We start from the raw sequence: 18956 nt of genomic DNA, 5'->3' as shown, positions 1-18956 counted from the left end.
GGGCACCTGGCGCCCCCATGCGATACTGGGCGCCTCCCAATGCGTTTCCGGGCCGCTCCATGCGGCCCGCCGTCGTCCTGATGTCCAGCCCCGCTTCCCGTATCGCCACCGCTTCCCCGCGCATCGCGCTGGGGGGTATCGGCCTGGCCGCGATCGGCGCCATCGCCGCCTCCGGCAAGGCCATCATCGTCAAGCTCGGCCTGCGTCACGGCGTGGATGCCACCACGCTGCTCGCCCTGCGCATGCTGATGGCGCTGCCGCTGTTCGTAGTGATGGCAGTGTGGGCTGCACGCCGGGCCACGCCGCTGTCCTGGGCCGACCGCGCCCGCGTGCTGTGGCTGGGCTTCACCGGCTACTACCTGTCCAGCCTGCTCGACTTCCAGGGACTGCAGTACATCAGCGTGACTCTGGAGCGCCTGATTCTTTACTTGAACCCGACCCTGGTGCTGCTGATCAACGTGCTGCTGGCGCGCCAGCGGCCGGGCCGGTGGCAGATCGGCGCGCTGGTGCTGAGTTACCTCGGCGTGCTGCTCGCCTTCGGCCACGATCTGCAGCGCGAGGGCGGGCAGATCATCGTCGGCAGCCTGCTGGTGCTGGGCAGTGCGCTCAGCTACGCGCTGTACCTGTTTGGCAGTGGGCAGGTAGTTGCGCGCATCGGTGCGGTGCGGCTGACCGCCTACGCCAGCTGCGTGGCCAGCGTGCTGGTGCTGCTGCATTTCGCGGTGACCCATCCGCTGCCGTTGCTATGGCAGGCACCGGCGCCGGTGCAGTGGCTGTCGCTGGTCAATGCCACCGTGTGCACGGTGCTGCCGGTGCTGGCGATCATGCTGGCGGTGCAGCGCGTGGGTTCGTCGCTGGCCGCGCAGGTCGGTATGCTGGGCCCTGTTTCCACGATCGTGATGAGCCTATGGCTGCTCGACGAACCGATGGGGCCGGCGCAGATCGCCGGCACCGTGCTGGTGCTGATCGGCGTTCTGCTGGTGACCCGTCTGCGGCGCTGACGCCGGAGCAGGCGCGTGCGCGCATCCTGGCGGTGATCCGCGCGATCCCGGCGGGGCAGGTGATGGGCTATGGGCAGGTGGCGATGCGCGCAGGCTTGCCCGGGCGTGCGCGCCTGACCGCTCGCATCCTCGGCCAGAACGATGACCCGGACCTGCCCTGGCACCGCGTGCTGCGCTCGGATGGGCGCATCGCCATGGAGGAAGGGTCGGCCGGCTGGCGCGAGCAGTCACAGCGGCTGCGTGCCGAGGGCGTGCGGGTGGAGAACGGCCGGGTCCGGATGCCGGCGACCGATCCGGCGGCGGCGCTGGATGCTGCCGTGTGGGGCCCGGGCTGAGCACCGCTGGCGACTGAACAGGCCGGACCTGAGGGTCGCCAACAAGACACGGTGCTGCGGCTATGATGGAGGCCGTTCCATGCCGGTGCTCCCATGTTCCCGCGACTGCCAACCGTCACCAAGGCCCTGCTGATCGCCAATGCGATCCTGTTCCTGCTGCAGCAGCCGTTCCTGCTCGGCATGCAGACCTTCGAGCCGTTCATGCTGCAACCACTGCAGCAGGGCTTCGATGCGTTCTCGCCGGGGGGCAACTTCCAGCCGTGGCAGCTGCTGACCTATGGCTTCCTGCATGGCAGCTTCGGGCATCTGTTCTTCAACATGCTGGCCGTCTTCATGTTCGGCGCGCCGCTGGAGCAGACCTGGGGCGAGAAGCGCTTCCTGCTCTATTACCTGGTGTGCGTGGCCGGTGCCGGCGTCTGTCAATTGCTGGTGGGTACGCTGCTGGAAAACCCTGCCACGGTGCTGGGCGCCTCCGGCGGCGTGTTCGGCCTGCTGCTGGCCTACGGCATGCTGTTCCCGAACCAGCGGGTGATGCTGCTGTTCCCGCCGATTCCGATGAAGGCGCGGACCTTCGTGATCTTGTTTGGCGTGGGTGAGCTGGTCCTGGGCATGACCGGCTGGCAGCCGGGCGTGGCCCATTTTGCGCACCTCGGCGGCATGCTGTTCGGCTGGTTGCTGATCCGTTACTGGCGCGGGCAGCCGCCGTTCAACAAGCGCCGCCCGCCGGGCCCACCGAAGCGCCCGAACCATCTGCGCAGCATCAAATGATCCGAAGGATCATTTGATGCTGTAGGTGCCAACCTTGGTTGGCACACCTTCTCCCATGCAGGTGGGTGCCGACCGTTGGTCGGCACACCTTCACAGATCCCGCAACACCACCTGCGCGGCATTGTGCCCCGGCGCACCGGTGACGCCACCACCGGGATGGGTACCCGACCCACACAGATACAACCCCGGCAGGGCGCCGCGATAGCCAGCCTGGCCGACCATCGGCCGCGCCGAGAACAACTGGTTGGCACTCAGCGCGCCGTGGAAGATGTCGCCACCGACCAAGCCGAAGGTGCGCTCCAGATCCAGCGGCGACAACGCCTGCCGACCGAGGATGCTGTCAGCGAAGCCGGGCGCATAGCGTTCGACGGTAGCGATCATCAGGTCAGCCACGGTTTCCCGGTGATCATCCCAATGGCGGCCCCCAGGCAACACCGGTGCCACGTGCTGGCAGAACAGACTGGCCACATGCTGTCCGGGAGGGGCCAGGGAATCGTCCAGCGTGCTGGGAATCAGCATTTCCACGATCGGTTCGCGTGACCAGCCATCGCGGCGGGCGTCCAGCCAGGCGCGATCCATGTAGTCCAGGCTGGGTGCCATGATGATGCCGGCGCTGAGGTGATCGCCTCGGCCGGGCAGGGCGCTGAAATCCGGCAGCCGAGACAGCGCCACGTTCATCCGGAACGTGCCCGAACCGCAGCGCCAGTTCGCCATGCGTTCGCGTGTGGCAGCGGGCACCTGCGACGGTTCCAGCAATTGTTCGTACAGCAGCTTTGGATTGACGTTGGCGATCACCGCACGTGCGCGCAGAACTTCGCCATCAGCCAGTTCCACGCCCACTGCGCGACTCTGCTCGATCAACACGCGCTGCACACAGGCCTCCATGCGCAGCTCCGCACCGGCCTCGCGTGCAGCGGCGGCGATGGCCTGGCTGATCGCGCCCATGCCGCCGATCGCGTGGCCCCACGCACCTTTCACGCCATTGCACTGGCCGAACACGTGATGCAGCAACACATAGGCACTGCCCGGCGTGTATGGACTGGCATAGTTGCCGACGATGCCATCGAATCCGAACAGCGCCTTGATCGGTCCGCTCTCGAACCAGCGGTCCAGGTACTCCGCCGCCGACAGCGTGAACAGGTCCAGCAGCTCCTGCCGCAGGGAGGCATCAAGCGTGGCCAGTTCACGACCGAGACGGCCCATCTGCCAGAGGGCAGGCAGGGTACGCCAACCGCCTGCTACGCCCAGGTCCGGCGGCGCACGCAGGGCCCATGCGCGCAGCACGTCGGCGAAGATCTCCAGGCGTGCTTCGTACGCGGGCAGGCGCTGTGCGTCCCGCTCGGAGAACTTGGCGACTTCGGCCTGGGTGCGGCCAGGCGCCGACAACAGGTGGCGGCCGTCCGGCAATGGCAGGAAGTTGTTGGCCGGACGCGCGACGATGCGCAGCCCATGCGCATGCAGCTGCAGATCGTCGATCACTTTCGGCTGCAGCAGCGAGACCGTGTACGACGCGACCGAGTTGCGGAAGCCGGGATGGAACTCCTCGGTGACTGCGGCGCCGCCGAGAACGCCACGACGTTCCAGCACCAGCACCTTCTTTCCGGCACGCGCCAGGTAGGCCGCGCAGACCAGGCCGTTGTGGCTACCGCCAACGACGATCGCATCCCAGGTCATCAGCACCTCTGGAAAAAGGGGACGGAGGGGATCAAGTCGCAATCTGCATCTGAGCGCAGGGGGAGAAACGACTTAATCCCCTCCGTCCCCTTTTTTGATTGCCGCTTCGATGGTCGCGATGTCGATCTTCTTCATCGGCATCATCGCGTTGAAGGCGCGCTTGGCCAATGCCTTGTCCTTGCTGGTCACCGCTTCGATGAGCATGCGCGGACTGATCTGCCAGGAGATGCCCCAGCGATCCTTGCACCAGCCGCATTGGCTCTCCTGGCCACCGTTGCCGACGATGGCGTTCCACAGACGGTCGGTCTCAGCCTGGTCCTCGGTCTGGATCTGGAAGGAAAACGCTTCGCTGTGCTTGAACGCAGGCCCACCATTGAGACCGACGCAGGGGATGCCGCAGACAGTGAATTCGACGGTCAGTACGTTGCCTTCCTTGCCGTCGGGGTAGTCGCCCGGTGCGTGATGCACGGCGGTCACCGCGCTGTCGGGCAGGATGCTGGCATAGAAGGTGGCGGCCTCGAGCGCGCCGTTGTCGTACCAGACACAGATGGTGTTCTTGTGTGCCATGTCGGGGCTCCGCGTTGGACGAAGCTGCAGCGATAGCACGCCCGGTGTTAACCCGGGATCGTGCTGCACCCGCAAAAAAAAAGGGCGCCCGAAGGCGCCCTCTGCATTACCGTGTGGCAGCTGGTTCAGCGCCAGACCTTGATCTGCTCGGCTTCGCTGCGCTGCATCGGCTGGCCGGCCTTGCAGCTGAAGGTGGCACCGAAGGCCGGCAGGTTGGCCAGCGTGCCATTGCTGCGCCACAGGCCCGGTGCACGGATGTCGGCGGTCAGGCGGCGCACGGCCTCGTTCGGAGACAGCTGCTGCGCCCACAGCGCCGACCAGGCGCGGAAGAAGCCCTGCTGCTGGGTCTGCTTGGCCTTCGGTTCCTGTGCGGTGTAGGCCGCCCAGGCCAGTTCCAGACCGGCGATGTCGGCCAGATTCTCTTCCTGGGTAAGCGTGCCGTTGACCTTGGCACCCTTCACGCCCGGGAAGTCGTAGGCGCCGTACTGCGCAGCCACGCGGTTGCCGAGCAGGGTCCAGGCGGTCTTGTCGGCCGGGGTCCACCAGCTGCGCAGCTCGCCCTTGGCGTCGACCAGCGCACCCTTGGCGTCGATCGCACGGGTCAGCTCATGGCCGACCAGGCCACCGAAGCTGCCGAACTTGTCGGCGGCGTCAGCCTTGGCGTTGAACACCGGCCCCTGCAGGATCGCGGCGGTGACGATCAGGCGGTTCTGGGCCAGATCGTAGGCCAGCGAAGGCTGCTGCGGCAGCACGTCCCAACGGCGGTCGGCGTTGCCCTTGCCGATGCGCTTCATTTCCTCGCGATGGCGCCAGGTTGAAGCAATCAGCATGTTGCCGCCGAACGAGCCACGACCCATCGGCTGCACGCTGTAGTCGAGGTCGCGCAGCGGGGTGCCGATCTCGATCTTCAGCGCGGCCAGCTTGGCCTGCGCTTCGGTCTTGGCCTCGGCACTCATCCAGCTGCTGTTCTTGACCGCTTCGATCTGCACTTCGCGCACCTTGTCGACGATCCACGCCGCCTGGCGACGGTCTTCGGCCGACAGGTAGCGGGCGGCGTATTCGCGGCCGACCATCGGGCCAGCGGCCACGTTGATCGCATCGAGCACGTCTTCCCAACGCTGCGGCGGCAGGGTCTCGCCACGCAGCACGCGGCCACGGAATTCAAACTCGGCGTCGCGATAGGCCTTGGACAGGTACGGCGCCATCGAGTCGCCCACGCGCCAGCGCAGGTAGGCCTTCCACTGGTCCGGCTTGAGCTTGGTGACCATGCCGTCGAGCTGCTTGAACAGGCCCGGGTCGGCCAGCGAGACCAGGTCGTCATCCACGCCCTGTGCCTTCAGGAACGCATCCAGCTGCAGATTTCGGTAACGGCTGTTGAGCTCCTTGGTGGAGATCGGCGCGTAGTTGTTGAACGGGTTGTTGATGCCGGCCAGCGACTGCGCATTGCGCGCCAGCTCGGTTTCCAGCGCGATCACCGCCTGCGACTCGGCATCCAGCTTGGCGGCCGGGGTGCCGGTCAGCGCCAGGATCTGCTTGACGTAGGCGCGGTAGCGGCCCATCAGGGCTACGGTGTCGGCGTCGGTGCGGGTATAGAACGCCGGGTCCGGCAGGCCCATGCCGCCCTGCATGAAGTAGCCGATGTGACGGTCCAGCGCCTTCAGATCGACGTCGGGGCCGAAGTTGAAGGCCACCGGGATGCCGACCTGGTGCAGCGCGGCGATCGATGCCGGCACATCCTTGGCCTTCTTGATGGCGTTGATGCGGGTCAGCAGCGGGGCGATCGGGTTGGAACCGTCCGCTTCCACGGCGGCTTCGTCCAGGCCACTGGCCCAGAAGTCGCCCAGCAGTTTCTGCACGTTGCCCTGCGGCGATTTCATCGCGGCGTCGAGCAGTTCACGCTGCTGCTGGCGGCTGCGGTCGACCAGCTGGCCCAGCGCGGTGGTGGCGCCGGTCTGCGGCACCGGATTGGCCTTCAGCCAGCCTGCGTTGGTAGCGTCATAGAAGTCGCTGCACTGGGCACTGACGGCCGGAGCGCGTGCGGCCTTCTTCTTGGCGGCGGCGAACGCATCGTGGGTCGGGACCAGGGTCGCCAGGCTGATGCCCAGGGCGATGGCAAGCGGACGGAAGTTGGGCATGTGGAACGAATCCGTGATGGATTGAGGGCGCGCGCACTATAGCAAGCCGCGCATCGACGCGGCATGCACGCATCACGCCGCGCTCGCAGGGCGCCGCCAAAAACAAAGGCCCGGGAATTCCCGGGCCTCTGCAGGTCTGCCGCAGCGTCAGCCGTGGCTTACCAGATCACCACCTGCTGCTCGCCGGTGCGGGCCATCGGCGAACCGGCCTTGCACTGGAAGGCCGCGGCAAAAGTCGGCAGGTTCGACGGCGCACCCATGGCGCGGAACTGCGCCGGGGCATGCGGGTCGGTGGCCAGGCGGACCTTGGCGTTTTCCGGGGTGTACTTGGTGCGCCACACGGTGGCCCAGTTGAAGAAGAAGCGCTGGTCGCGGGTGAAGCCATCGACCTTTGCATCTTCCTTGCCGGCGGAGGCCTTCTGCAGCGCGTCGTAGGCGGTGGCCAGGCCGCCCAGGTCGGCGATGTTCTCGCCCAGGGTCAGGTGGCCGTTCACCGCCTGGCCGTCGACCTTGTACTGGTCGAACTGCTTGACCAGCTTGCCGGTCAGGCCTTCGAAGTTCTTCTTGTCGGCCGGGGTCCACCAGTCTTCCATGTTGCCGGTCGGCCCGAAGCGCGCACCCTGGTCATCGTAGCCGTGGGTCATCTCATGACCGATCACCGCACCGATGCCGCCGTAGTTCAGCGCGTCGTCGGCCTTCGGATCGAAGAACGGCGGCTGCAGGATGGCGGCCGGGAACACGATCTCGTTTTGCAGCGGGTTGTAGTAGGCGTTGACCGTCTGCGGGGTCATGCCCCACTCGGTCTTGTCCACCGGCTTGCCGATCTTGGACAGGTTGAACTTGTAGTTGAACTCACTGGCCGCGCGCACATTGCCCAGATAGCTGTCGCGCTGGGTCTGCAGGCCCGCCCAGTCACGCCACTTGTCCGGGTAACCGATCTTCGGGGTGAAGGTTTCCCACTTGGCGATGGCCTTGGCCTTGGTTTCCTCGCCCATCCAGCTCAGGCCCTGGATGCGTTCCTTCAGCGAGGCGGCCAGGTTCTTCACCAGCTCTTCCATCTTCGCCTTGGCTTCCGGCGAGAAGGCAACCTTCACGTACAGCTGGCCGAAGGCTTCGCCGGCATCGTTCTCGATGGTGCCCAGCACGCGCTTCCAGCGCGGCTTCTGTTCCTTCTGGCCGTTGAGGGTCTTGCCGTAGAACTCGTAGTTCTCCTGCACGAAGGCGTCAGCCAGGTACGGCGAGGCGCTGTCCACGGTGTGGAAGCGCAGGTAGGCGCGCCACACCGACGGATCGGTGTCGCCAAGCGCCTTGCTTACTTCCTCATGGAAAGCCGGCATGGCCAGCGAGAACTTCTCCGGCGCGGCCACGCCCTGCGACTTGAAGAACTCGGTCCAGCTGAAGTTCGGGGTCAGCTTGTCGGCGTCGGCCAGGGTGACCGGGTTGTAGAACAGCTCGACGTTGCGCGACAGCTCCACGCGCGACTTGGAGGCCTTGGCCAGGCGGGTCTCGAACTTCACCACGTCCTCGGCCTGCTTGGCTGCATCGGCTGCAGCGACGCCGGACAGCTCCAGCACCTTGGCGACGTGCGCCTGGTAGGCCTTCAGCTTGTCGGCATTCTTGGCGTCGGTGTAATAGGTGGTGTCCGGCAGGCCCAGGCCGCCCTGGCTGGCGTAGGCCATGTTCACGGCCGAGTTCTTGAAGTCGGCCTCGGCGCCGAAGCCGAACAGGACGTTGTCGCCCTTGGCGGCGCTGCTGCGCAGGTAGTTGGCGATGGCCGCCTTGTCCTGCAGGCCGTCGATCGCGGTCAGGTCGGCCTTCAACGGCTCGATGCCCTGCGCGTTGATCTTGGCTTCGTCCATGCCGGTGGCCCACAGGTCGCCGACGATCTTCTCGATGTGGTTCGGGTTCTTCACCTGCGCGACCTGCTCGGCCAGCTGGTGCTGTACGGCCACCGAGCGCTCGTCGAGGATGGTGAAGGCACCCCAGCTGGTGCGGTCGCCCGGAATTTCATTGGCGGCCAGCCACTTGCTGTTCACGTAGTCGCCGAAGGCGCCACAGGCGTCCTTGCTGGCATCCAGATCGCTGGGCTGGAAAGCGTTGTAGGCCGGCAGCTTGCTCTCGTCCAGCGTGTAGTGGGTGGCTTCGGCCGCAGCCGGCGTGGAGGCGGTGGCGTCCTTGGCCGGGGCTTCAGTCTTGCCGCAGCCAACCAATACGGCCGAAACGGCCAGGGTCAGCAGCACGATCTTGGGATTACGGGTCACTTGAATGGCCTCCAGGCCGAGTGAGTCAGGGAAGGGCCGCAGGACGGCCGTGGGCCGAACGATACGCCGCCAGCCTGACCTGCAAGGGTGTCGAAGGTCATGGCCGGGCGCAAGGGGGCAGGGCCGCGGCCGGAAAAAGACAGACCCGGCAAAAGCCGGGCCTGTCGGGGTGCTGCGGTTCTGGATGGATCAGAACTTGTAGGTGGCGCCCATATACATGTAACGGCCGATGTTGTCGTACATCGCTGAACCGACATCGGAGCCGAAGTAGTTCACCGGCGGGTCCTTGTCGAAGGCGTTGTCGATGCCCAGGTAGACGTCGATCTTGTCACCCGGGAAGCGGTAGCCGAACTGGAAGTTGTGGTACGTGTACGAGCCGTTGCGGATCGGACTGGTCTGTCCCGGGTTGGCCTGGTAGCTCTTCGGCTGCACACGCAGGTTCGGGCCGACGTAGGTCATGTCCCACGACGCGCGCCACTGGCCCAGCGAGTACTTGGTCTGCAACTGGCCACGCCAGCGCGGATCGGTCACCCAGGTGACGTTCTCGTCGTACTCGTTCGGGAAGGCCTGGAAGGCCCACTCGCGCGACTGCAGCAGACGGGTGCCCACCAGGCGGATGACGGTGTCACCCTCGGCCAGCTTGAAGCGGTAGTCCATTTCCAGATCGACGCCGACGCGACGCGAGCGGGCCAGGTTTTCGTTCAGCGCAACCCAGCGGCTGATCGAGTATTCCGGGAAGGTGCGGCCGCCAGCATCGGTCTTGCCGCCCACCGGTGCGCGTTCGATGAAGCCGCAGAAGCTGTTGTTGATCCCCCCCGGCGAATCCACGCAACGGGTTGCATTGGTCTGCGCGGTCACCGCACCAATGGCGTCCTTCAGACTGATCCACCAGTAGTCGACGGACATGCCGAAGCCCTGCAGGAAATCAGGCTGCCAGACCAGGCCATAGGTGAAGCTGCGTGCGCGTTCCGGCTTCAGGTCCGGATTGCCGCCGCTGACGCCCGGGCGGGTGGCAGTGTAGGTGTCGACCCAGCCGACCGGCACGCCCAGCGCCGAGCAGTTGGCCTGGCGCAGTGCCGGGTCCGCCGCGGTGTTCGGGCGGTTCGGGTTGGTGGCCAGGTAGTTGCAGGGGTCGTTGACCGTGGCGAAGTTTTCGCTCTGCGGGTTGTACAGCTCACCGATGCTCGGTGCGCGCACCGCCTGCGACAGGGTGCCGCGGGCACGCAGCGACGGGATGATGGTCCAGTCCAGGCCCACCTTCCAGGTGGTGGTCTTGCCGATGCTGCTGTAGTCCGACCAGCGGCCTGCGGCGTCCAGGGTCAGGTTGTAGATGCCCGGGATGTCGGCCAGCAGCGGCACGGTGGTTTCAACGAAGGCCTCGCGCACGTCGTACTTGCCCATGCGGTTGGGAATGGCGTTGAGGAAGGTCAGGCCCTGCGCGGCCAGCGGATCGGTGATTTCGCGGCTCTTTTCGCGGCGGTATTCGACACCACCGGCCACGCCGACGTCACCGGCCGGCAGGCTGAAGAGCGAGCCGTTGGCCAGCGACGCGCTGAACACCGACTGCTGCAGGCGCGAGTAGTTGAACGAATTGACGTTCATCCAGTCACGCGCGGCCTGGGTCACAGCTCCGTTGCCGAACACCGAGAACGGCACGCAGCCTTCGCGGGCGAACTGCGAGTACACGCGGTTGCCGTTGTTGGGATTGGTCGCGTTCGGGTTCAGCGTGGTGCGGCAGACGATCTCGCCATTGGCCGGGTTGACCACGGTATCCAGGCCGGCCTGCCAACGCTCGTTGATGCGGTTGTTGAGGTTCCAGCGCTTGACTTCGCTCTGGCCCCAATTGCCGTAAACGTCGTAGGTCCAGTTCTCGGTCAGGTTGCCTTCAATGCCCAGCACGAAGCGCTGGGTGTTGCGCTCCACGTGCTCACCACGCTGGCCGGCGTCGACGTTGAAGCGGCTCAGGGTCAGCTGGCTCAGGCCGGCGCTGGTCATCAGTGCGCGCAGTTCCGGCGACACGTAGGCGTTATCGCGCTGGATGCGCAGGGTCTGGTCGAACGACGGCTGTGCCAGGAAGTCGGACACCGTTTCGGTGTACTTGCCCTCGAAGTACAGGCGGTGGTTGTCGGTCAGGTCGAAGTTGACGACCGTGTTGATGCTCTTGCGGTCGAACTTCGGCTGCAGGTCGGCAACCGAGTTAAGGTCGGCGAAATCACAGTTCACGCAACTGGTTGCGCTGACCACGGTGCCGTCGTAGCGCTGCTTGCGGAAGGTGCCATCCGGGTTGAACTGGTAGCGGTTGCCCCAGGTAGCCGGATTGTTCGGGTTGAAGGTACCAATGTTGAAGGTACCGCCGAAGGAGATCGAGTGGTTGCCGCCCGGGCCTGCCAGCACGGTTTCCGGGTTGCTTTCGCTGGACGGCTTGCTGCTGTCGTAGTTCGGGTTGCGCACCGACACCAGGAACTCGTTGCCGATGGCGCGGTCGGTGCGGACGAAGCGGTCCTGCTTGCTGTATTCAAGGGCGACAGCGGCGTTGCCGCGGCCACCGGCGAAGTCGGTGCCGGCCGAGGCACTGATGAAGGAACGGTTGAAGCCGCCTTCGCTGGCCATGCCGGTCTGACCGCGTACTTCAGCCCCGTCGAAGGACTTCTTCATGATGAAGTTGACCACGCCAGCCACAGCGTCGGCGCCATACACCGCCGATGCACCACCGGTGATCACTTCCACGCGCTCGATCCATTCCACCGGAATGGTGTTGACGTCCACGGCGGAGGAGCCGGAGGTTGCGCCGACGTGACGGCGGCCATTGACCAGTACCAGGGTGCGGGAGGTGCCCATGCCACGCAGGTCCATCAGACCCACACCGGCGGTGCCGATGAAGCGGGTCGAGTTGCCCAGGGTATAGGTCGGGGTCAGCGCCGGCAGGCGGGTCATCAGGTCGCCGATGTTGTTCGCACCGGTGGCACGGATTTCCTCGGCGGTGATGGCCGTAACCGGGGAGGGGGTCACGAAGCCGGTACGCGCAATGCGCGAGCCGGTCACGCTGACGCGATCGAGGTCGATCGGGTTGGAACCTGAGCTGGCTTCCTGGGCCAGGGCCGGGCCGGCAGCGGCCATCATCAGACCGACCAGCAGGGCGTTGGTCAGCGGGTGGCGGCCGGGAGTGCGGTTGTACGTCATCGAGTGGATCCCCCTAGTGGACAGAATTCTTTCGCTTCCGTGCAGTTGTTATGTTGATGTTCAGATGTCGTCCTGACTTGACGCGAACCTAACATGGTCTTAACGCAAATTGGCCATTTGCTGGGAGAGCTGACACATTCCGCATCAGTTGGCTACATAAAAGTGCAACAAATACAGCGACTTGGTATCAGTTGTAATCGTGGCATCGAGATCTTCCAATGGATGCTGAATGGGCTGTTAAGGTCAACTTTGCGCAAAGTGGCGGTTGGCTTTGCGCGGGGAGACATGCGCGGGGGACCCGAGGGTCTCTGTGCCCGACATGCCTGTACGGTGCGTTCAGCTGCAGCAGGCCGGCGGGTCAGGGGGTGACGACCGTCCTGCAACGTGGGACGTCCCACCGCCTGCAGCCGGCCCGGCCAGGTCGCCTTGCAGCATCACCTCAAGATTGCACGAGGCGGCGAAGCAACCCGTCCGCGGGGCATTGGATTCATCAGGCGATCAATGCTCGGACGGGAGATCGGTAGGCCGTTCGAACGGCTTTTGAACGTAGTTGTGCTGCGCACCAATGTCGCCAACTTCCGCTGGGCTCAGAGCGTGCCTCATGTTGCCGGCAGTGCCGCCTGACTGCGGATCAACGTGATTGCCCATTCCTTTCAGATCCAACGGCCTTGGGTGTCGAGCCAGGTCGGCAAGGTTTCATTCCGCGACTTTTCAGGGGGTTGTTGCAAGAAAGTAAAGATTGAAAATCCATTTCAGCGTTTTGGCCGGAATCGGGCAAAAAAGACCCCGCCGAAGCGGGGTCCTGGTGTTCTGCAGGAACGCCCCCGCCTGGGCGGGGCGTCCAGCAGGGAGGGGCTTACTTCCTGCCGAAGTCGTACTGCGCCTGCACATAGATCGCCCGTCCGTAGGCGTTGTACAGGGAGTTGTTGTACGGCACGTCGATGTTGCCGGCATAGGAGTGCTGCTGGTTGTCCGGCACCTTGTTGAACAGGTTGTTGACCATCAGCGAGAACGTCAGGTTGTCCATCGCGCGATAGCTCACGCTCAGGTTGTAGGTGGTGTACGAGCCCCACTTGCCGGCCTTGTAGCCGGACGTCGGGTCGACAAAGTCGTAGCCGCGACCCAGGTAGGACATGTAGTTCGGCGTGCGGCCGATGTAGTTGAAGTACAGGGTGGTGGTGAACTTGTCCAACGCCCAGCCGATCGAGCCATCGGCGCGGACCTTGGCGTAGGAGTCATACACCCACATCGCGTACGGGTTGCCCAGCAGGTCCAGGAACGGATCATTGAGCTGCGGCTGCAGTTCGCGCTTGAGCATGTTGGTGTAGTTGCTGGCGAACTGCAGGGAGCCGAAGCGGCCGATGTCCTGCACGTACTTGAAGCTCGCGGTGAGCGCCTCGAGGTTCTGGCGCGCCACGTTCAGCTTCGGCGTGTAGATCTCCTCCAGGGCGCCGGTGGCGTCACGGGTGACCCAGTTGGCCACCTCGTCACAGGTGGCGCCTGCGGTGTTGGTCAGACCGTTGCGGCAGTAATACTCCGCCAGCAGCAACTGGTCGGAACTGAGGGTGTTGACCTCGTTCTTGATCTTCCAGTTGTAGTAGTCCAGCGATACCGACAGATTGTTGATCGGCGCCCACACCAGGCCGGCGTTCCACACATCGGCAGTGATCGGCTTCAGTGACGGATTGCCCGACTGCGTGCCGAACACCGACACGCTGCCATAGCGGCAGTCCACCGTGTTGGACGGATCGAAACCGAGCTGGCCGCAGCGGTAGTAGTCCTTGGAGCCATTGGCGTAATAGCCGCTCTTGCCCTGGAAGGCATCGGGCAGGGACGGTGCTCGGAACGCGGTGCCGTACTTGCCGCGGACCAGCAGGCTTTCGAAGGGCCGGAACTCGACGCCGATACTGTAAGTGGGCTTGTCAACGGTATTGCCGGCGATCTTGAAGTTGTCGTACCGACCCGAGGCCGTCACCGTCAGCATGTCGTGCAGTGGCAGGCGCAGTTCGCCGGTCACCGCATAGTTGCTGCGGTGGCCATTGCCGGCCACGGAGGTGGTTCCGAACACGGTGCCGTCGGTCAGGCGTACATCCGGGGTGTAGTCCCAGCCTTCACTGCCGCCCTCGACGACTGCCGCAAAGCCGGCATCACCACCGGGCAGCTTGAACAGCGAACTGTTGGTGAGCTGGGCCCGGGTCTGGGTCTGCCAGGTGCGGCTGCGGCTGGTGGTGAAACCGGTGAAGCTCTGGAACGCCCCGTCTGGCAGTCTGGAATAGAAGGCGCCCCAGTTCGGGTTGTAGATGTTGTAGCCATCATCGGTCTCGCCCAGCACCGGACCCAGCACGTTGTCGGCGAACCAGTTGTTGATCGGATCGTTCCAGCGCGCATAACCGCGCTCATTGAGCTTGTACTCGCCGCGTGTGATGCTGGCCTCGTAATCCCAGTTGCTGCCGATCGAACCGCGTGCGCCGAACGTGACCTGATAGGACTTGCTGCGGTCGGTATTCATGATGTCGCGGTAGCCACCGCCGCCGATGTCTTCGGGGGCGAACACGCGCTGCAGGCCCAGATAGCGACCGCTGGACTGATCGAAGAACGGACCCATGCTGATATCCGTGCCCCAGTAGTTGTAGCCGGCACCGGTGTTGTACTTGACGGTTTCGTAGCTGTAGAGGACATCGCCGAACAGCTGCAGGTTGTCATTCACATCGTAGGTCAGCGACGAATAGAACTGGCTGCTTTCCTTGCTGTTCTTGATCGTCTTGTAACCCGCGCCGAACGCGGAGCCGCAAGATTGTCCAGCGCGGCGTGTACCGAGGATGGTGGTGCCGTCGAACTGGCCGGCAACGCCGGCGCAGTTGTTCGGGTCCATCATCAGGAAGTCGTCGGTTTCCGCATCGAAGACCAGGAAGTCGTTCGAGGGGAGCTGGCGGGTGTAGCCCCGGGGATTGTTCTGCGTGGTGATGTCGCGCTGGTAGCCCCAGATCGGGTTGGTTTTTTCGTACTGCACGTTGACCAGTGCGCGGAAGCGGTCGTCGCGGCTGTTGAAGCCGTTGGCCGCGCTCACGCGGAAGCTGGCGCCGCCGCCATCCGAGTACGCGCCGCCACGCACGTTCAGGGTGCCGCCGTCCATGCGTTCCTTGAGGATGATGTTGACCACGCCGGCGATCGCGTCCGAACCGTAGAGCGACGACTGACCGCCAGGCAGGACTTCGATGCGGTCGACGATGTCGATCGGAATGCCACTGATGTTGTTGAACGCGTCGCTGCCGTTGTACAGCGCCGGGTAGGACAGCATCGGGCGGCCGTTGATCAGGTACTTGGTGTAGCCCGGATTCAGGCCGAACATGCCGGCCGCTTCGGCGCCCTGGGTGAACGACGCGGAGGTCTGGCCGCCCTGCAGGCCGCCGGTGGTCAGCGAGGACTGCTGCAGCACTTCGGCAACGCTGGAGAAGCCGCGCGCCTGGATCGCCTCAGCACTGATGGTCAGCACCGGCGTCTGGTTTTCGATCTGCGTCTGCGGAATCAGCGACCCGGTGACCGTGACGCGGTCAAGGTTGGTGGCCGCGCTCTTGCTTTCCTGAGCGAGCGCGACAGTGCTGACGCTGGCAAGGAACAAGCCGCTGAGCACGGCACTGGTGAGCGGGTGGCGTGAGAACAAGAAGCGACTGCGAGACATGCGATTACTCCGTGTGATCGTAATAACGCGTTTCCCTTCCAGGGGCTCGGTTTCTGTTCGGCCGCGTCAACAGGTCATGCCGCGCGCGGTCGCTGAAACCTAACATGCGCTTAATTTGAAATGCACCGATTTGTAACCAAGCTTGACGGGCTTCGTCACAATTCCGTCCTGTTCTCTTTTAAAACAACAACTTGCAGATACTGTCTGGTTTTGCCGAGTGTGGCGGAATGAATGTCGATCAAATGATCGTATTAATAATCGAGACATTTATTCGATTATTTTCCGGGTTGTTCATTGTCAAAAAAAAAGGCCCCGCCGAAGCGGGGCCTGGTCCAGACACTAAGTCCGGAAAACGACGGGATTACTTGCCGAAGTCGTACTTGGCCTGCACGTACACGGTGCGGCCGTAGACGTTGTACAGGTAGTTGTTGAACGGCGTGCCGGAGGTGCCCTGGTAGCTGTGGGCCTGCTGCTCGGGCATCTTGTTGAACACGTTGTTGACCATCAGCGACAGGGTCAGGTCATCCTGCGCGCGGTAGTTCACGCTCAGGTTGTACGTGGTGTACGAAGCCCACTTGCCTGCCTTGTAGCCCGACGCGGCGTGGGTGTACTCGTAGCCGTTCAGGCCTGCCAGGTAGTTCGGGGTGTGGCCGATGTAGTTCGCGTACAGCGTGGTGGTCCACTTGTCCAGCGACCAGGCCACCGACGCGTCGGAACGGACCTTGGCGTAGCTGTCGTAGTTCCACATCGACTTCGGGTTGCCCAGCAGGTCCTGGAAGTCCTCACCCGGCTGCGCCTGCACTTCACGCTTCAGCATGTTGGTGTAGTTGCCCGAGAACTGCAGCGAACCGAAGCGGCCGATGTCCTGCAGGTACTTGAAGCCGACGGTCACGGCCTGCAGGTTCTGGCGGGCCACGTTCATCTTCGGGGTGTACAGCGAGCTCAGGTTGCCGGCCGAGTCACGGGTGACCCAGTCAGTCACGTTCTGGCAGGTGGCCGAGGAGCCGTTCGGAAGGCCGTTGCGGCAGTAGTACTCAGCCAGCAGCAGCTGGTCGGTGCTGGCCGTATCGACTTCGTTCTCGATCTTCCAGTTGTAGTAGTCGGCCGAGATCGACAGGTTCGCCATCGGCGCCCAGACGATGCCCGCGTTCCAGACGTCGGCGGTGATCGGCTCCAGGTCCGGGTTGCCGGCACGCTCGGAGTAGACCGAGACGCTGTCGGCGTAGCGGCAGGCGTCGGTGTTACCCGGGGTGTAGCCCAGCTCGCCGCAACGGTAGTAGTCGGTCGAGTTGGCAGCGTAGTAGCCGCTGCGGCCCTGGAAGGCGTCGGGCAGGGTCGGCGCGCGGAAGGCGGTGCCGTACTTGCCGCGGAACAGCAGGCTTTCGATCGGACGGAACTCAACGCCCACGCTGTAGGTGGCCTTGTCGACGGTGTTGTCGGCGATCTTGAAGGCGTCATAGCGACCGGAAGCGGTCACCGTCAGCGACTCCAGCAGCGGCATGCGCAGCTCGCTGGTCACCGCGTAGTTGCTGCGATGGCCGTTGCCGGCAACAGCCGACGAGCCCCACACGTCGCCGTCCAGCAGGCGCTGGTCCGGGCTGTAGTCCCAGCCTTCGCTGCCGCCTTCGACGACCACGGCCAGGCCGGCATCACCGCCCGGAAGCGAGAACAGCGAGCCATTGGTGACCTGCGCACGTGCCAGGTTCTGCCAGGTGCGGGCATGGTTGGTGGTGTAGCCGGTGAAGCCAGCGAAATCTTCCGGCGAGATCGGCGAGTAGAACGCGCCCCAGTTGGTGTTGTAGATGCCGAAGCCATCCTTGGTGCCCAGCTGCGGGCCCAGCACCTTGTCGGCGAAGTAGCTGTTGATGGCATTGCCGAAGCGCTGGAATTTGCTTTCATCCAGGCGGTATTCGCCGCGGGTGAAGCTCAGGCTGTAGTCCCAGTTGCCGACCGCGCCCTTGCCGCCCAGGGTGACCTGGTAAGCACGGCTCTTGTCGTTGTTCAGGATGCCCTTGTAGCCTTCGCCGCCGATGTCTTCCGGAGCGAACGCGCGCTGCAGGTTGACCAGCTTGCCCGACGCCTGGTCGTAGAAGCCGCCCATGCCGCTCTTGGTGCCCCACCACAGGTAGTTCGAGCCCGAGGTGTATTCGGTCTTTTCCTTGCTGTACAGCACGTCGGCGAACAGCTGGAAGTTGTCGTTCACGTCGAAGGTCATCGACGAGTAGAACTGGCCGCTGTCCTTGCCGTTCTTCAGGGTCTTGTAGCCGGCGCCGAAGACCGAACCGCAGGACTGGCCGGTCGGGCGGTTGGCCAGCACGGTGGTGCCATCGAACTGGCCGGCGACGTTGGCGCAGTTGCTCGGGTCCATCATGTACAGCGCATTGGTCTTGGCGTCGATGACGGCGAAGTCGTTCGACGGCAGCTGTGCGGTGTAGCCGTGGGTGTTGTTCTGCTTGGTCAGGTCGCGCTGGTAGCCCCAGATCGGGTTGCTGCTTTCGATCTGCACGTTGACCAGTGCATTGAAGCGGTTGTCCAGTGCCGAGAAGCCGTGGGCGCCGCTGATGCGGAAGCTGCTGCCGCCGCCTTCAGTGGTGGTGCCGCCACGCACGGACAGGCTGCCGCCTTCCATGTGGTCCTTCAGGATGATGTTGACCACGCCGGCGATCGCGTCCGAACCGTACAGGGAGGACTGGCCGCCCGGCAGGACTTCGATGCGCTCGACGATGTCGATCGGAATGCCGCTGATGTTGTTGAACGCGTCGCCGCCGTTGTACAGCGCCGGGTAGGACATCATCGGGCGGCCGTTGATCAGGTACTTGGTGTACCCCGGGTTCAGGCCGAACATGCCAGCGGCTTCAGCGCCCTGGGTGAACGAGGCGGAGGTCTGGCCGCCCTGGATGCCGCCGGTGGTCAGCGAGGACTGCTGCAGCACTTCGGCGACGCTGTTGAAGCCGCGCGACTGGATGGCTTCAGCGCTGATGGTCATGACCGGGGTCTGGGTCTCAACCTGGGTCTGCGGGATCAGCGAGCCGGTGACGGTGATCTTGTCCAGGTTGGTGGCCTTGTCCTGGGCCATTGCCGGCGAGGCGGCGACCAGGGCGGAGATCAAGGCGACAGCGAGGGTGTTGCGACGTGCGGAATTGCGAAGGTCTTTCATGTAGTTCCGTTCAAAGAGCAAATACGAATACGGCACTGCGCATGCGCCATCGTGCGTGCCGTGAAACAGCGACGCAGCCCAAAACCAGTGCTTAGCGAACGTAACATGAACTTAACAACCTGTGCACGAATCTGTAGCAATCCTGAATTTCAGTCAGGCTACGTCCAGCTTGTATGATGTTGGGTTATTCCCCCCGATA

General features: G+C 64.2%; 10 protein-coding genes. 3 read left to right on the top strand and 7 right to left on the bottom strand.

Features of this window, described 5'->3' with window-relative positions:
- Positions 1 to 80: 80 nt before the first annotated feature.
- The 3 genes from N5J73_RS08955 to N5J73_RS08945 all read left to right on the top strand — a co-directional run bounded on the left by N5J73_RS08955 (position 81) and on the right by N5J73_RS08945 (position 2104).
- Positions 81 to 1001 (top strand): DMT family transporter, encoded by a 921-nt coding sequence (locus N5J73_RS08955; RefSeq protein ID WP_049447732.1) that lies wholly within the window; start codon positions 81 to 83, stop codon positions 999 to 1001.
- Positions 998 to 1336, top strand: coding sequence for an MGMT family protein (locus tag N5J73_RS08950; RefSeq protein ID WP_223224586.1), 339 nt, complete (start codon positions 998 to 1000; stop codon positions 1334 to 1336). Before N5J73_RS08955 ends, N5J73_RS08950 begins: the two co-directional genes overlap by 4 nt.
- A gap of 93 nt (positions 1337 to 1429) precedes the next feature.
- Complete coding sequence (locus N5J73_RS08945; RefSeq protein ID WP_049447725.1) at positions 1430 to 2104, top strand: rhomboid family intramembrane serine protease; 675 nt, start codon at positions 1430 to 1432, stop codon at positions 2102 to 2104.
- A gap of 90 nt (positions 2105 to 2194) precedes the next feature.
- Here N5J73_RS08945 and N5J73_RS08940 read toward each other — a convergent pair whose 3' ends face one another.
- From N5J73_RS08940 to N5J73_RS08910, 7 genes are all read right to left on the bottom strand, one after another.
- Positions 2195 to 3778: an NAD(P)/FAD-dependent oxidoreductase gene (locus N5J73_RS08940; protein WP_279940827.1), complete on the bottom strand. Its 1584-nt coding sequence runs from the start codon at positions 3776 to 3778 to the stop codon at positions 2195 to 2197.
- A 72-nt stretch (positions 3779 to 3850) separates the two neighbouring features.
- Positions 3851 to 4345, bottom strand: coding sequence for a VOC family protein (locus tag N5J73_RS08935; protein WP_049447723.1), 495 nt, complete (start codon positions 4343 to 4345; stop codon positions 3851 to 3853).
- 125 nt (positions 4346 to 4470) lie between these two features.
- Entirely contained in the window at positions 4471 to 6480 is a 2010-nt protein-coding gene (locus tag N5J73_RS08930; RefSeq protein ID WP_049447722.1) for a M13 family metallopeptidase, read from the bottom strand.
- A gap of 158 nt (positions 6481 to 6638) precedes the next feature.
- Positions 6639 to 8741, bottom strand: a complete 2103-nt coding sequence (locus N5J73_RS08925) for a M13-type metalloendopeptidase (RefSeq protein WP_279940825.1) — start codon at positions 8739 to 8741, stop codon at positions 6639 to 6641.
- Between the two features lie 189 nt (positions 8742 to 8930).
- Positions 8931 to 11945, bottom strand: coding sequence for a TonB-dependent receptor (locus N5J73_RS08920; RefSeq protein WP_049447720.1), 3015 nt, complete (start codon positions 11943 to 11945; stop codon positions 8931 to 8933).
- 832 nt (positions 11946 to 12777) lie between these two features.
- Positions 12778 to 15600: a TonB-dependent receptor gene (locus tag N5J73_RS08915; protein WP_107379978.1), complete on the bottom strand. Its 2823-nt coding sequence runs from the start codon at positions 15598 to 15600 to the stop codon at positions 12778 to 12780.
- A gap of 361 nt (positions 15601 to 15961) precedes the next feature.
- Positions 15962 to 18757, bottom strand: coding sequence for a TonB-dependent receptor (locus tag N5J73_RS08910; RefSeq protein WP_049447717.1), 2796 nt, complete (start codon positions 18755 to 18757; stop codon positions 15962 to 15964).
- Between the last annotated feature and the right edge of the window lie 199 nt (positions 18758 to 18956).

It is taken from the genome of Stenotrophomonas sp. GD03654 (genome assembly GCF_029845105.1).
GTDB lineage: Bacteria > Pseudomonadota > Gammaproteobacteria > Xanthomonadales > Xanthomonadaceae > Stenotrophomonas > Stenotrophomonas africana.
This window is presented reverse-complemented; position numbering and strand designations above follow the sequence as displayed.

Coding starts and splice junctions, on each gene's coding strand:
- N5J73_RS08930 (WP_049447722.1), bottom strand. CDS start 6,480: ATGCCCAACTTCCGTCCGCTTGCCATCGCCCTGGGCATCAGCCTGGCG.
- N5J73_RS08955 (WP_049447732.1), top strand. CDS start 81: ATGTCCAGCCCCGCTTCCCGTATCGCCACCGCTTCCCCGCGCATCGCG.
- N5J73_RS08940 (WP_279940827.1), bottom strand. CDS start 3,778: ATGACCTGGGATGCGATCGTCGTTGGCGGTAGCCACAACGGCCTGGTC.
- N5J73_RS08945 (WP_049447725.1), top strand. CDS start 1,430: ATGTTCCCGCGACTGCCAACCGTCACCAAGGCCCTGCTGATCGCCAAT.
- N5J73_RS08910 (WP_049447717.1), bottom strand. CDS start 18,757: ATGAAAGACCTTCGCAATTCCGCACGTCGCAACACCCTCGCTGTCGCC.
- N5J73_RS08935 (WP_049447723.1), bottom strand. CDS start 4,345: ATGGCACACAAGAACACCATCTGTGTCTGGTACGACAACGGCGCGCTC.
- N5J73_RS08915 (WP_107379978.1), bottom strand. CDS start 15,600: ATGTCTCGCAGTCGCTTCTTGTTCTCACGCCACCCGCTCACCAGTGCC.